We start from the raw sequence: 13,209 nt of genomic DNA on the forward strand, positions 1-13,209 counted from the left end.
AATTCCTATGTGTGATAGTTCGAGGACATGGTCAGAGTGCACCTCAGTGGTGGCAAGTCCCTAACACCAAGTAGAACGACTGGCCGTGGCGGGGTATCAGTTCGAAGTCGAGCAGGTACCGCGTCGATGTCCCGTCACTGTGCCGTACCAGGCGACAGCCCCGAATCAGTACGCACCGGCCGACGTCGCGCCGGCACTTCCTTCTGGCCTCTACGGCCGCCTGCAGCTGCTGACCAACTCCCGGCAACGGGTGACATCGCAGCCGGCTGCATTCCTGGGTTCGCTTCACACCTGCCGTCTCCGGCTAGTGGCCCGCCATCACCTCAGACCACGAAGGGAAGAGCTGTTGGTACAGCTGCTCGGCGGTCTCGAGGGTGCGCGCGGCACTGGCCAGGTCGGACTCGTTCGCGGCACGCCCTGCGGCGACCTCACGGAAGTGCTCGAGCGCGGGGACGAAGCCCATCGTCACCCGACTCGAGCTCTCGCCCCATGGCAGGGTGTAGTTGGGGCGCCAGGTCTGCGCCGGTCGGTCGGCTGGGCGGTATGTACAGGTGTCGACGTTGTCGACCTGCACTGCGTTGCCGCGCCCATAGATGTCGATCGCTTCACCGCGGTGTGCGAAGGAGGCTGTCGTGCAGAAGTCGAAGGAGCAGACCGCTCCGTCGCCGGCCTTCGCTACGAGGCTCACGTCCAGGCCGAAGCCGGGAACGACGTTGAGTACGGCGGATATGTCGGTCAGCTCGCCGACCAGGAACCGTGCCAGATCGATCATGTGCACGGGATTGTCGGTGAGATAGAAATGCAGGTCGTCTACGTAGCCGTCGAACTGCCCCATGACGAAGGTGAAGTGGGCCAGCGACGGAGTACCGAACTCGGCCGTTCGGATCAGGTCGTGAGCCCGGCGGTAGGCCGGTGCGAAGCGCTTCATGTATCCGACGACGACCTCGCACTGCGAAGCCGCCGCGAGCTCGGCGAACTCGCGGAGCTCCGCAGATGACTGCCCTGCGGGCTTTTCGCAGAAGACGGGCAACCCCGCCTCGATGCACCCGGTGAGGATGGGCCGGTATTCGGCGGCGGGCACCACCACGACGATGCCGTCGATGCCACCCGCCGCGAGCATGTCCTCGAAGCCGCTGTAGTAGCCGGTGGCTCCCCACCGCTGCGCGGTGGCCTGAGCGCTCTCCACCGTGCGTGCGCAGACAGAGACCAGTTCGAAACCCGACTCCAGGATCGCCGGATACACCGCGCTGTTCGCGTGGCGGCCGGCTCCGACAACACCGATCTTCACCGGGCCACTGCCGGAGCTGCGGTGCGATCCTCACCGTCGAGAAGACCGTCGATGCTCTTCGCGGTCTTGCTGAGGATCTCGTCGAGTCGTGCCGACTCCAGATAGGCCTCGACCAGGCCGCGCGACCACTGACTGGCGACATCCAGGTACTCCGGCATGGGAGTCGGCAGTACGCGAGCCGTCGTCTGCAGGATGTCGAGGCTGTTCTCCGCGTAGCCGTTCCAGCCGGCTGATGCGGCTCGGAACGCCTCGTCGTCCCACGTGCTCTGGCGGGTCGGATTCATGTTGCCCTCGAGCGTGGCCCGGGTGAGGAACGAGCGCGAACTGGCCCACTCGATGAAGCGCCAGGCCGCATCCTTGTCTCGGGAGGCGCTGTTCATCACCAGTGACCAGGTCCACATGTTGGCCTTCCGCAGCCCGTCCGGGCCGGTGGGCGGCCGGGTGTAGGCGACGCGCCCGCGGACGGCCGAGTCCGGCCCTTCGAAGAAGGCCACGTAGTGATCGGAGTCGACGATCAGGCCGTAGCGCCCGGCGGCGAAGTCTCGGGCCACCTCCAGCCAGTGGCCGCCGGGCCACGCCGTCGGACCAGCCGCATGCAAGGCAGCGACGAAGTCACGAGTGGCCTCGAGCGCTTCGGGGTCGGCGATTGCGCTGCGCCCCGCAGCGTCGAAGTCGACACCGCCGTAGGACCACAGCTGGGTGGCGAATCCGGTGTACATCGTGTGCCAGGTGTCGGTGCCCCGCTGCGCGAAGCCCCGAACGTCCGGCACCTTCTCGGCGATGGCGGCCGCCGCGGCGAAGTAGGCCTCCCAGGTCGTGGGCGGTTCGCTCAGACCGGCCTGCTCGAGTACCTCCGGGAGGTAGGCCAGGTTGTAGGTTTCCCAGTTGACCGGGATCTCCAGGAGCGATCCGTTGCCGAGAGGATCTCCCCGCCGCCCGGTCCACCTGTTGCACTCCATCGTGGGCGACAGGAAGTCGGTCGGCTCGTAGTCGTCGGTGCACCGATTCAGGTGGTCGTCCAGCGGCTCGACCAGGCCCTCGCCGGCCAGCTTCCACATCGACACCGGACCGGAGACGAACACATCCGGGGCGGACTCGCCACGCAGGCGGCGCCGCAGTACGTCCAAGGAGTTGGTGACGTAGTCGGCCTCAGGCACGATCTCGAGATCGACCCGGTGACCGGAGAGCTCTTCGTACTCGGCGAGATGCCGGACGACGCTGGCGACGTACGCGTCGTTGTCAGGACCGATGAAGCGGACCATGTCGTGCCTCCTTCTGAAACTTCTGGTTAGGACTGGATCTCACGCACTGAACTGCTCGATGCGCGCATCGAGCTCGGCGCGCAGGGCCTCTCGGTCCGCGCGGGACAGAAACGTCGCCTCGACAGCGGCGCGCTCGGCCTCCGCGAACTCCGCAGTGCCCCAGCCGAACTGTTCACTGATCCGCCGGAACTCACGGCTGATGGAGGTTTTCGACATCACCCGGTTGTCGGGGTTGATGGTCAGCGTGAATCTCAGCGAGCGCAGCAGTTCGATCGGGTGGTTCTCGATGCCGAACACCACTCCGCTCGAGTTGGAGGTGACGCACTGCTCGAGCGGGATGCGGCGGTCGACGACCCACTGCGCCGTCCTGCCCAGTGCGAGTTCCGCACGACCGGCCGCCCGCGCTGTGGCGACGTCCCGCACCGCGGTGTGCACGTTCAGCGGTCTTCCGTTGAGCGTGACGTCCTCGATGATGCGGGTGCCGTGGCCGAGGCGCAGTGCGTGCGCGAGGTGCACGGTTTCCCACACGCTGTGTTCGCCGTCGGCTTCGCCGGCGTGGACGGTGAACGGAACACCTTCCCGCTCCAGCAGCGCCAATGCGTCCAGGTGGTCGCGGATCGGAAACCCGTCCTCGGGACCGGCGATGTCGAAACCGGCGACGCTGTTGTCCCACTTTCCGTAGCTGGCCACGGTCAGCCGCGCCATCTCGTAGCTCAAGGTGGAACTGCGCATGCCGCAGATGAGTTGGCGGGCGCGGATCTGCCCGCCGGCCGCGGCGACCTCGGCCTCACCCTCACGAAGCCCCGCGGCCACCGCTTCGACCGCCACGGACAGGGGCAGGCCGCCGCCGAGGTGCTTTTCCGGTGCCCAGCGCGTTTCGCCGTAGATCACGCCGTCGGCCGCCGCTTCGCGCACCCACTCGCGGGCGACCCGCGCGATGGTCTCCTCGGTCTGCATGACCCGCGTGGTGAGTCCGAACTTCTCGTCCCAGTGGTCGATCTTCGGTTCGGTGATCTCGCCGGTGAACCAGGAGGCCAGCTTCTCGGGGTCGTCGTACGGCAGCGCCACGCCCTGGTCCGCGGCCAGCTCGATGAGGGTCTCGGGGCGCAGGGATCCGTCGAGGTGGTCGTGGAGCGTCACCTTCGGGAAGGTGGCATAGGGCTCGGCAGGGTCCGACCAGCGCGGGTACCCCTCGTTGTCGGGAACGGTCACTGGAAGGCCGCCAGCCCGAACGAGACCATGTCGGCGAACGTCGTCTCTCGCTCCCGCGCCGTCATGTCGGCGCCGGGGAGGTCGCTGACGGTGCCGACCATGAGTGCCGCGAAGCCCTCCCTGAGTGCGAGCGCGTAGAGCCCAGCGGCCTCCATGTCCACGCCGAGGGTGCCGTGCATCAGCAAGGCAGGCTGCACGGACGGGTCGGAGTTGTAGAAGCTGTCGCCGGTGAAGATCGGACCGACGTGGATCCGCTTCCCGCTTGATTCGCCGTACTCCACTGCCTTGCGCAGCAGCCCGAAATCGGGAGCGTGGCTCAGGCTGACGCCAGGCACCCACCGCGCTGTCATCGCGGAATCGGTGTGGGCACTCGACGCCGCGATCACGTCGCCGAGCTTGAGGTGGGGCGCCATGGCACCGATGGTGCCGACCCTGACGATGCGCTTCACTCCGTAGTAGCGAGCCAGCTCGGTCGCGTAGATCGCCATCGAGGGCACGCCCATTCCGGAGGCGATGACCGATACCGGCTTGTCGTTGAAGGTTCCGGTGTAGCCCAGGATGCCGCGGACCTCGGTGACCAGTTTCGGGTCGTCGAAGAACGTTTCGGCGATGCGCTTGGCGCGCCGGGGGTCGCCGGGCATCAGTACGTCGGGAGCGAAGTCGCCCTTCGCCGCGGAGATGTGTGGGGTTGCCATGAGGTGGTTGTCCTTTCGCGAAGTACGGGGGCCGGCTCGGTGTTCAGCTGGTGTGCGTCGGCGCGTACCGGGCGAGCGCGGCGCGTTCGGCCCAGCTCACCAGGCTGTAGAAGACGAGCGACACGGCGGTGAGGACGGCGGCCGCCGCCCAGACACCGGAGTAGTCGGAGTGCGCCCGTGAGTTGACGATGACGTGGCCCAGGCCGTTGCCGGTGGCAAGCCACTCGGCGACGGTCGCGGCGAACACCGCGGCCGGGGCGGCGATCCGGGCCGACGCGAAGATCGACGGCAGCGTGTACGGCAACTGCACCCGCCACAGGGTGCCGAGGCGTGAGGAGTCGTAACTGCGCATGAGGACGAAGGCATCGCGCGGAACCCCTTTCAGACCGCCTCGGGTGATGGTCAGGGTGGGGAAGAAGGTGACGATGGCGGCGATCGCCACCACGCCCCACAAGCCGCGCCCGAACGCGAGGATGAGCAACGGGGTCAGCGCGATGATCGGCACCGAGCCCAGCGCGACCGCCAGCGGGGTGAAGACTCGTTCCACGACGGTGAGCAGGGTGAAGAGCACAGCCGTGACGACGCCGATCACCAGACCCGCGACGTAGCCGACGCCCGAGTGCACCAAGGTCACCCGCAGACCGTCGAGCAGCACGCCACGATGCTCGACGGCCTTCGGCGCGGAGAACAGGTAGCTCCAGACATCGATGGGTGACTTGCCCACGAACGGCGTGAGCTGGAAGACGTGCAGGTAGGCGTACCACGCCAGCACGATGACCACCAGCGACCCGGTCAGCCAGGCGAACGCAAGTCCGGACCGAGCCGGGAGCGACCGCCGCCGGCTCGCGGGCTTCACCGGCGCGGCGCTGGAGATGCTCGCCGACCATGGCGCGAGCCATTTGCGCACCAAGCCGAAGAACAGGTAGGGAATCGTGGCCATCAGCGTGGTCAGTACGGCGACCGTCCACACCCGGCTGAGGTTGAGCGTCATCAGGCCGTTGATCAGCAGAACGCCGATGCCGGCCCTGGCTCCGATGAACTCACCGAAGATGGCACCGAGCGTGGCGCCCGCCGCACCGATCTGCAGGCCGGTGATGATGGACGGGACACCGGAAGGAAGTCGTACGAAGCGCAGCGCGTCGAGTGAGTTCCCGCCCCAGGCCTTGACCATGGTCATCGGGGCGCCGTCGGCCGAGCGCAGACCGAGCAGCGTTCCCACCAGCGTGAAGAAGAAGACCGACATCGCCGCGAGCACGACCTTGGCCGTGTCGGGCTCGAAGGTCACCTGCAGCAGCGGGTTGACGGCCACCAGCGGAAGGCAGAAGAGCGCGAGCGCGAGCCGGTGGAACAACGATTCCAGGGTTTTGATCTGGACGAACACGAGCGCCACCACGATGGCGGCCAGGTTGCCGAAGAACCAGCCCCGGGCGGCCTCCCAGGCGGTGACCTTCACGGCGTTGGTGTACAACGCCGCGTCGGCGCCGAGGCTCTGCAGGATCGCGCTGGGCGAGGCGATCACGCCGCGGTCGGCGAGCAGCAGCTCGGCGAGAATCTCCCACAGCACGAGCAGCAGGACACTGACCAGCACTGTCGTGAGTGCGTTGCTCAGGCGCGAGCGCCGGGCGGCGCTGCGTGACTTCGATCGCGCAGCGGCGACCAACGCCTGGTGGGCTGCGGACCGGGTGGACTGCGACATGACGGGATCAGTCGTTGTCATGGCTCAGACCCGCACCGGGGCGTCGCCCAGCTCGCTGCCACTGCCGGGTCTGCCACCGGAGTCGTCACTGCTTGCGTGCAGCAGGCCGCTGAGCTGGTCGCACACCGCGTGAAACTCAGGTGTGGAAAGAAGGTCACGGCCCCTCGGCCGGGCGAAGTCGACGGTGATGTCACCGACGATGCGGCCCGGTCGAGGCGACATCACGATCACCCGGTCGGCGAGGAAGGCAGCCTCGGCAATGGAATGGGTGACCAGCAACGTGGTGGCCGAGCTGGCACTCCACAGTTTCTGCAGCTCTTCGTTCAATCGCTGCCGGGTGATCTCGTCGAGCGCACCGAACGGTTCGTCCAGCAAGAGGATCTCGGGCTGGTCACAATGGCACGGGCGATGGCGACGCGCTGACGCATCCCTCCTGACAGTTGCGCCGGCCGGGCCTCGGCGAACCCGTCGAGGCCCACCATGGCGATCAGCTCGTCGACGCGCTGCTTCGTGATCGGCCTGCGCATCACCTGACCGGGCAGCCGGATGTTGTCCCGCACCGATCGCCACGGCAGCAGCGATGGATCCTGCAGCGCGAGGCCGACGCGGTGAGCCTTGCGGATGGCCGCCGGACTCTCACCGTGGATCGTCACGTGGCCCGCGGAATAGTCCTCGAGGTCGGCGACGATTCTCAAGATCGTGGACTTGCCGCATCCCGACGGCCCCAGCAGGGCGGTGAAGGAACCGCGCGGAACTGAGAGCGAGATGTTGTCGAGAGCAAGAACACTTCGCTTCTTCGCCGAGTAGACCTTCGTGAGGTCGGTGAGCGTGAAACCGGTTCCGTCCATGAGAGAAGACCCGTCCTTCGTTGTGAAAGTCAGCATCCGTCCGGCCGCCGAGTACTAGCTGATGGTGTTCTTGCCTTGGTAGATGTCGGTCAACAGCGAGGTGTCGAACAGTGACTCGTCAGCGGGGATGTTCAGCGCGGCGAGTGTGGCCAGGTTCTTCTTGATCCCGTCGGTGGACATCCAGAACAGACCGTGGGCTTTCGTCTCGTCGGTGACCAGCAGGTCCATCTGCAGCTTGGCCTGCTTGGTCTGCTGCGCGATCGTCAGACCGCCGTCTTTCGCATACACGTTGACCGTCAGCTCGACGGCCTTGGTGGGGTCGGCGACGTAGTCCTGCCAGCCGAGGATCTCGCCCTTCAGGAAGCCCACGACCGAGGCCTTCTTGTCGGCGTCGGCCAGGGTGTCCTTCTTCACGACATAGACCTCCGAGTACACGTCGAGCCCATGGTCGGCAGCGAGCATGGTGACACCGGCCTTGCCCGTTGCCTCCTCGTACGCGACGGGCTGCTCGGAGTAGAAGGCGTAAAGGCCGTCGACCTCGCCGCTCACCAGTGGCGCGACATCGAACCCGACCGGCACCGTGGTGATCTTGCCGGTGTCGAGGTGGTTCGCCTCGGCGAATGCCGTGTGGTTGGCCGTGTCACCGCTCGGAATGCCGATCTTCTTGCCTTCCAGGTCCGAAGGCGTCCTGATTGGCTTCGCCGGGCTCGACAGGATGCACAGCGGGTTCTTCTGGAAGCCGGCGGCAACGATCACCAGGCCCGCACCGTTCGCGTTGGCTTTGGCGACCTGGTCGGCACTGCCCAAACCGATGTCCGCCTGGCCGGACACGACGGCTGCCATGTTGTCGACCTCAGGGCCGCCGGGCAGGATCGAGACGTCGAGACCGTTCTTCTTGTAGAAGCCCTCGTGGTGGGCGACGTAGCTCCCTCCGAACTCCACGATCGGAATCCATGAGGTCTGAAAGGCGAACGGCGTGAGGCCTCCGTCGCCCGATGCACCGTTGTCGGAGGAACACGCGGCGCAGAGCGCGAGCACTGCCGTGATGCCGGCGATCACCGCTGCCCGAAGGGAACGCCGGCCGCGCAACCGAACTGTCGTCATGAGAGTTGCTCCTTCTGCTGCTCTGGGGATCGCGGACGCGATGGCGCCTGAACTGCACAGATGGCGTGCGGGCCGCGGCTGAGAAGGGGCGGGATCAGCCGGTGCAACACCGCGTGGTGCGAGGATCCTGACACCGACACTCTGACGTGTCAACACATTGTGCGTTCTGTTGCGTGTATTGTTTTGCTTGTTGCGTACGCAACAGAGGATGGATAGGGTTAACGCAAGAGCTTGTGTATATCCGCACGACGACGAGGAGAGTCCGATCAGTGAGCATTCAGGAGGTGGCGCGGATCGCGTCGGTCTCGCCCTCGACGGTCTCTCGCTACCTCAACGGCACCCTGGTGCTGAAGGGCGACACGAAGCAGCGCGTGGACGGCGCCCTTCAGGACACCGGCTATGTGCACCGGCCGCGCCCCAAGAAGGCTGTGCCGGTCAAACGATCTGTCGTGGGCGTCGTCGTACCGGAACTCACCAATCCGTACTTCGCCATCCTGGCCGAACAGATCGCGGCCGCCGCGGACCAGCAGTCGGTCTCCACCGTTGTCTTCTCGGCCATGAACCTGCCGGGAAACGAGACTCCGTATGTTGAGCTCGCTCGGCGCCTGAAGCTCGACGGTCTGCTGTACGTCGGATCAACTGTGCGCAACGACGCCCTCGAGAAGGCCATGAAGGCCGGCTTCCCGGTCGTGGTGGTCGACGAGCCGCAAGAGCTGTCGCTGGAATCCCACACCGTCTTCCAGGACGACTATTCGGGAGCCTTCCAGGCGGTGTCGTATCTCGCGGGACAGGGCCACCGTGAGATCGGATTCGTGTCGGGCTCTTCGGTGATGCGCACCGCGCAGGAGCGCCTTCGGGCCTACAGCGATGTACTCCGCCGCCACGACATTGATCCTGACGCGCAGTTCCGCGGCATCGGCTCCTTCACCGAAGAGTACGGCGCGACGGTGATGGCGCAGATCATGGCGTCGGAGCGAAGGCCGACCGCCGTCTTCGTCGCCAGCGACATCATCGCCGTGGGCCTGGTGGTCGCCGCGAGGTCCATGCGCGTCCGCATCCCCACCGATCTGTCGGTGGTGGGCTACGACGACATCCCGGCAGCTCGTCATCTCAGTCCGCCGCTGACGACCGTTCGCTCCCCACTGGCTGACATGGCGCGCGCGGCCGTCGATCTGACCATCGAAGTGATGAAGGATCAGGATGTACGACCTCGCCACGTCGTCGTACCCGCGGGAATGATCATCCGGGAATCTGCTGAGCCACCGTCGACGGCTCAGGGGCGGCCCGACGACTCCGAGTAGGCCAATGGGCGGATCCTTTCGAGCTCGGCGGTGAACAGTGCACGCAGGCGTTCGACGGTCCCGGCATCCGCGAAACAGGCGTCGAGCCCGGCCAGCGAGTACTTCTCGGCATCCTCGATGGTCCAGTCCAGGTGCCGGGCGGCATCGATCATGCATTCGTCCAGCTCAGCGCCGATCAGCGCCGGGTCATCGGAGTTCAGGCAGATGTTCAACCCCGCGGCAGCCATGTCCGAGACGTCGCGCAGCCGGCCCGCCACCTCGCTGGGCGGGTTTTCGACGGTCCAGCAAGCCGAGAAGGGGACCTGTGAGGCCACCGTCCTGGACAGCAGGGGCGGCTCGAGCAGTACGGCGTACCCGTGGTCCACGCGATCCACCCGGAGGAGGTCCAGACACTCAGCGACCTCGCTGGGATCCCCGCGCTCGCCCGCGTGTGCAGCCAGTCCGAGACCCGCCTCTCGCGCCAGGTCGTAGGCTGCCACGAACTCGGAGGGGCGGGCCGCGAGCTCGTGGTGATCGAGCCCGATGCCCACCACGAGCTCCTGGGGATGCTCGATCACCTCGCGGACGAGGGCCAGGCCTGCCGCACCGCCCAGCTCACGGTTGATCGCCACGACCACTCGCGTGATGCTGCCGGCGTCTTTCTGCGCGGCTGAAGCGCCGGCGAGGATCCCGCGCAGCATCTCGGAGTACGTGAGGTCGGGGTGGTTCTGAGGATTGAACGAGTACTCGCGGTACCGCAGCCCGCCCTCAGCCGCCGACATCAGGCTGGCGTAGGTGACCTCCTCGAAGTCGCTGGCTGTCCGCATCGCCTTCGAGAGGGCAACGTAGATCGCCAGCCCATCCTCGAAGCACGAGAAGTTGTAGCGACCGTTCTCCACTGCCGCCGCGGGAAGCGGTACGCCGTAGCGCCGGGCGAGCCGGACACCCAGCCCGGGCGGGACGCAACCTTCGAGATGGCAGTGCACCTCGGCCTTGGGCAGCGCACGAAGGTACTCCGCGCTGAGCGCGGGCCGAGCGGTGGGCTCGGTCGAACCTGACTGTGTACTCATACCGACAGGCTTCGGAGTCGGGAGGCTTCGCGCCCGGCGTTCGGGTTGGGCTTCAGGCTTCGCGAACCCGCAAGCTTGGCCGCGAGGTGTTCGGCCACCGTGACCGGTTCGTACAACTTGGGCTCCTCGGGGCCGAGGCAAGAAGGAAGACAGTCGATGACGGCGTCGGCGTTGCCGTCGAGGAAGTAGGCCGCCGAGCGCCGCAGAAGCGGCCTGCCTTCAGAATCAACCGGCGCCAGCACCTGGTGCATCGTTGAGATCCACCGATCGTTGGTCCACCGCGCGAGCAGGTCTCCGAGGTTGATCAAGAGAGCACCAGGCGCTGGGCGCACGTCGTGCCAGCCGCCTTCGGAGTCAAGGATCTGCAAGCCAGGCAGTACGTCGTCGGCCCACAGCACGGTGACGACGCCGTAGTCGGTGTGGGGTCCCATGCCGAGTTGCCCGGGCTCCAGCCTCACGTCCCCGTCGGGCAGTTGGTACCGGTTCATTCGAAGGGTGTCCATTGAGTGGTCGGTGTAGGACTTGAAGTAGTCGGCAGGAAGGTCCAGCGCTACGGCGAACACGCGCGTCAGGGTGTTCGCAAGCTTGTTCGCCTGGCGCATCCACTCCTCCACGTTGCGCTCGAACAGTGCCGGACGCTCAGGCCACATGTTGGCGGGATAGTGGTCTTCGGGCAGATCGAGATCGGCGAACTTCGACGCCTCGACTCCGACGTTGTAGGCCTCGAAGAGATCCGCCGGCGAGGTGACGCCGAGGCTGTAGCTGAGGCGCTCGTCTCGCGGCGCCGTGTAGCCGCGGTTGACCTCCGGCGTGGGTGGCTTGTAGGCGACTTTGTCCTCGAAGGGCAGAGCGAAGAAGTCGTCCATCGCCTCGGCGAGTCCATCAGCAGCGATCTCGGGGATCCCGTGGCCCTTGATCTGCAGGAAGCCCACCTCACGTGCAGCGCGGTCGACAAGCCTGGCGATCTCCGCCCTTCGCTCCGTATCGCCGTCCTCGAAGCCGTCGATGTCGACGACGGGAACTTGCAGCGGCCCACCCGTTGCCTTGGCAGTGCTCATTCTTCTCCCTCGCACAGTGGATGGCGTGACTTGATCCGAATCCTGGCTTGGGCGTCGATGGTAGCACTGGATTAAGTGACACTTAATCTCTGGGTGCGTGGACGTCGTTCACGAGCAGAACCTCTGTACCCGAGTCGTCAACTTGTCTCCACCGATGTGGAAGGTCCCCGTCGTGGTGGAGCGCGTCGCCGGTCGCGAGCTCGATCTCCCCACGTTGCTGGAACTCGACGATCAGGCGGCCCCTGATGACGTACACGAAGTCCTCGCCGTGGTGCTGGAACCAGTCCTGCTCGGGGTCGGTCGGTCCGATGCGGTAGTGATGGGCCTTCAACACGCCGGAGCCGCCCCGCGTCAGGAGCCGCGACCTCTGGGCGTCTTCTCGGTGGGTCGCGCGCATCTCCTGACCTGCTCCCGCGCGGGTCACCAGAAGCGATGCCGAACTCACCGGCAACAGGCTGTTCGCTGTCGTGCCGAGCACCTCGGCCAACCGATAGAGCCGGGGCAGACTGATCGAGGACTGCCCGCGCTCCAACTGTGTGATGAACGGCGCTGACACGCCGGTGCGGCTGGCGAGCTCCCTGCTCGTCATGCCCAACTCCTGACGCCGGCGCCGCACCGCAGCTCCGACCTCCTGATCGAAGTTCGTGCTCTCGCCCGAGGTCATGTCAGGCTCCTCTGCTTGGCACGGTCCCAGCAGACCCTCACCGAGTCCCTGTGCTCGGTTACTGTCAAGGTGGTTCCCTTCGTCGGGGCGGCAATCCTCGCGCGCAGGTTCACTGTGGAGCCAAGCCATGATCTCGTAGCCACGGCATGCCGCTGCAGTTCCCCGGTCCGGTCGCGGCATTTGTCGCGGCCGGCGGGGCGCTCGTCATCTCCTACCAACGCGGCGGCAGCGACCTCGGTTCCGACTGGGCCGACGCCGGGCGCGTGAAGAACAAGCAGAACAGCTTCGACGACCTCTACGCGATCGCCGAACACCTCGTGGCCACCGGCGTGACAACTCCCGAGCGGCTCGCGGTCACCGGATGGAGCAACGGCGGGATCATGGCTGCCGTCGCCTTCACCCAGCGCCCGGACCTGTGGGCAGCGGTCGTGGCGCAGTGCCCGATCCTTGACGTGATCGGATGCCACCGGTACCCGTACGGCCGGTTCGCGGTCACCGCGGAGTACGGCGACCTCGGAGATCCGGCCGAAGTCGCCCGCCTGGCCGAGATGTCGCCGTACCAGCTCATCAAGGGCGACGTCACGTACCCGGCGCTCTACATCCACGCGGGCGGCGCCGACGTCGCGTGCCCACCCGGACCGACCCGCAAGTTCGTCGCCCGACTTCAAGCCACGACGCAGACCACCGCGCCGGCATTGCTCCGCGTCTGGGATCACGTCGGGCACGGAACGGCCACCCGCAGGTCCGAAGGTGTCACCCATGCCACTCACTGGCTCGCGTTCCTGATGCAGCGCCTCGGCATCGCGCCCCGCGAAGACAGGAGTGGACTCCAGCGAGAGACGCCCGCTGTACCAGAGCAGCCCCCGGTCAACGCATCCACCTAGGTTGAGGCCACGGTCTGGGAGGAAGCCGTAGTGGGGGACCGGGTCAGTCGGCCTACCAGGCGGGTGGCTTGGGTGCGGGACAGCAGGCTGCCACGGCGCGGCTGTTGTCGACCACTGCGGAGACGTCGACCGCGATCTGCTGCCGCAG

General features: G+C 66.5%; 13 protein-coding genes. 2 read left to right on the forward strand and 11 right to left on the reverse strand.

The window, feature by feature from the left end:
• Positions 1–304: 304 nt before the first annotated feature.
• Genes ABD235_RS37535 through ABD235_RS37570 form a run of 8 tightly spaced genes read right to left on the reverse strand, consistent with a single transcriptional unit; the run spans position 305 to position 8,105 of the window.
• Positions 305–1,288, reverse strand: a complete 984-nt coding sequence (locus ABD235_RS37535; RefSeq protein ID WP_344183063.1) for a Gfo/Idh/MocA family protein — start codon at positions 1,286–1,288, stop codon at positions 305–307.
• Positions 1,285–2,550, reverse strand: coding sequence for an extracellular solute-binding protein (locus tag ABD235_RS37540; protein WP_344183065.1), 1,266 nt, complete (start codon positions 2,548–2,550; stop codon positions 1,285–1,287). Before ABD235_RS37540 ends, ABD235_RS37535 begins: the two co-directional genes overlap by 4 nt.
• A gap of 39 nt (positions 2,551–2,589) precedes the next feature.
• Entirely contained in the window at positions 2,590–3,762 is a 1,173-nt protein-coding gene (locus ABD235_RS37545) for an adenosine deaminase family protein (RefSeq protein WP_344183067.1), read from the reverse strand.
• Positions 3,759–4,457 carry a purine-nucleoside phosphorylase gene (locus ABD235_RS37550; protein ID WP_344183069.1) on the reverse strand — a complete coding sequence of 233 codons (699 nt, stop codon included), beginning with the start codon at positions 4,455–4,457 and terminating at the stop codon, positions 3,759–3,761. The genes ABD235_RS37545 and ABD235_RS37550 overlap by 4 nt, the downstream gene beginning before the upstream one ends.
• Positions 4,458–4,500: 43 nt before the next feature.
• Positions 4,501–6,174, reverse strand: a complete 1,674-nt coding sequence (locus ABD235_RS37555) for an ABC transporter permease (protein ID WP_344183071.1) — start codon at positions 6,172–6,174, stop codon at positions 4,501–4,503.
• Positions 6,175–6,177: 3 nt separating this feature from the next.
• Positions 6,178–6,528: a hypothetical protein gene (locus ABD235_RS37560; RefSeq protein WP_344183073.1), complete on the reverse strand. Its 351-nt coding sequence runs from the start codon at positions 6,526–6,528 to the stop codon at positions 6,178–6,180.
• Positions 6,477–7,001 carry an ABC transporter ATP-binding protein gene (locus tag ABD235_RS37565; protein WP_344183075.1) on the reverse strand — a complete coding sequence of 175 codons (525 nt, stop codon included), beginning with the start codon at positions 6,999–7,001 and terminating at the stop codon, positions 6,477–6,479. The genes ABD235_RS37560 and ABD235_RS37565 overlap by 52 nt, the downstream gene beginning before the upstream one ends.
• Positions 7,002–7,055: 54 nt before the next feature.
• Positions 7,056–8,105, reverse strand: coding sequence for an ABC transporter substrate-binding protein (locus ABD235_RS37570; protein ID WP_344183077.1), 1,050 nt, complete (start codon positions 8,103–8,105; stop codon positions 7,056–7,058).
• A gap of 269 nt (positions 8,106–8,374) precedes the next feature.
• On the opposite strand from ABD235_RS37570, the gene ABD235_RS37575 reads away from it, so the two are divergent.
• Positions 8,375–9,406, forward strand: a complete 1,032-nt coding sequence (locus ABD235_RS37575) for a LacI family DNA-binding transcriptional regulator (RefSeq protein ID WP_344183079.1) — start codon at positions 8,375–8,377, stop codon at positions 9,404–9,406.
• Here the strand turns inward: ABD235_RS37575 and ABD235_RS37580 are convergent.
• The 3 genes from ABD235_RS37580 to ABD235_RS37590 all read right to left on the reverse strand — a co-directional run bounded on the left by ABD235_RS37580 (position 9,379) and on the right by ABD235_RS37590 (position 12,177).
• Positions 9,379–10,455: an adenosine deaminase family protein gene (locus ABD235_RS37580; protein ID WP_344183081.1), complete on the reverse strand. Its 1,077-nt coding sequence runs from the start codon at positions 10,453–10,455 to the stop codon at positions 9,379–9,381. The genes ABD235_RS37575 and ABD235_RS37580 overlap by 28 nt on opposite strands.
• Complete coding sequence (locus ABD235_RS37585; protein ID WP_344183083.1) at positions 10,452–11,513, reverse strand: isopenicillin N synthase family dioxygenase; 1,062 nt, start codon at positions 11,511–11,513, stop codon at positions 10,452–10,454. The genes ABD235_RS37580 and ABD235_RS37585 overlap by 4 nt, the downstream gene beginning before the upstream one ends.
• A gap of 82 nt (positions 11,514–11,595) precedes the next feature.
• Positions 11,596–12,177: a helix-turn-helix domain-containing protein gene (locus ABD235_RS37590; RefSeq protein ID WP_344183085.1), complete on the reverse strand. Its 582-nt coding sequence runs from the start codon at positions 12,175–12,177 to the stop codon at positions 11,596–11,598.
• Between the two features lie 146 nt (positions 12,178–12,323).
• Here ABD235_RS37590 and ABD235_RS37595 point away from each other — a divergent pair, with 146 nt between their 5' ends.
• Positions 12,324–13,061: a prolyl oligopeptidase family serine peptidase gene (locus ABD235_RS37595; protein ID WP_344183087.1), complete on the forward strand. Its 738-nt coding sequence runs from the start codon at positions 12,324–12,326 to the stop codon at positions 13,059–13,061.
• Positions 13,062–13,209: the final 148 nt, after the last annotated feature.

Origin of the sequence: Kribbella lupini (assembly GCF_039529595.1) — a bacterium.
GTDB lineage: Bacteria > Actinomycetota > Actinomycetes > Propionibacteriales > Kribbellaceae > Kribbella > Kribbella lupini.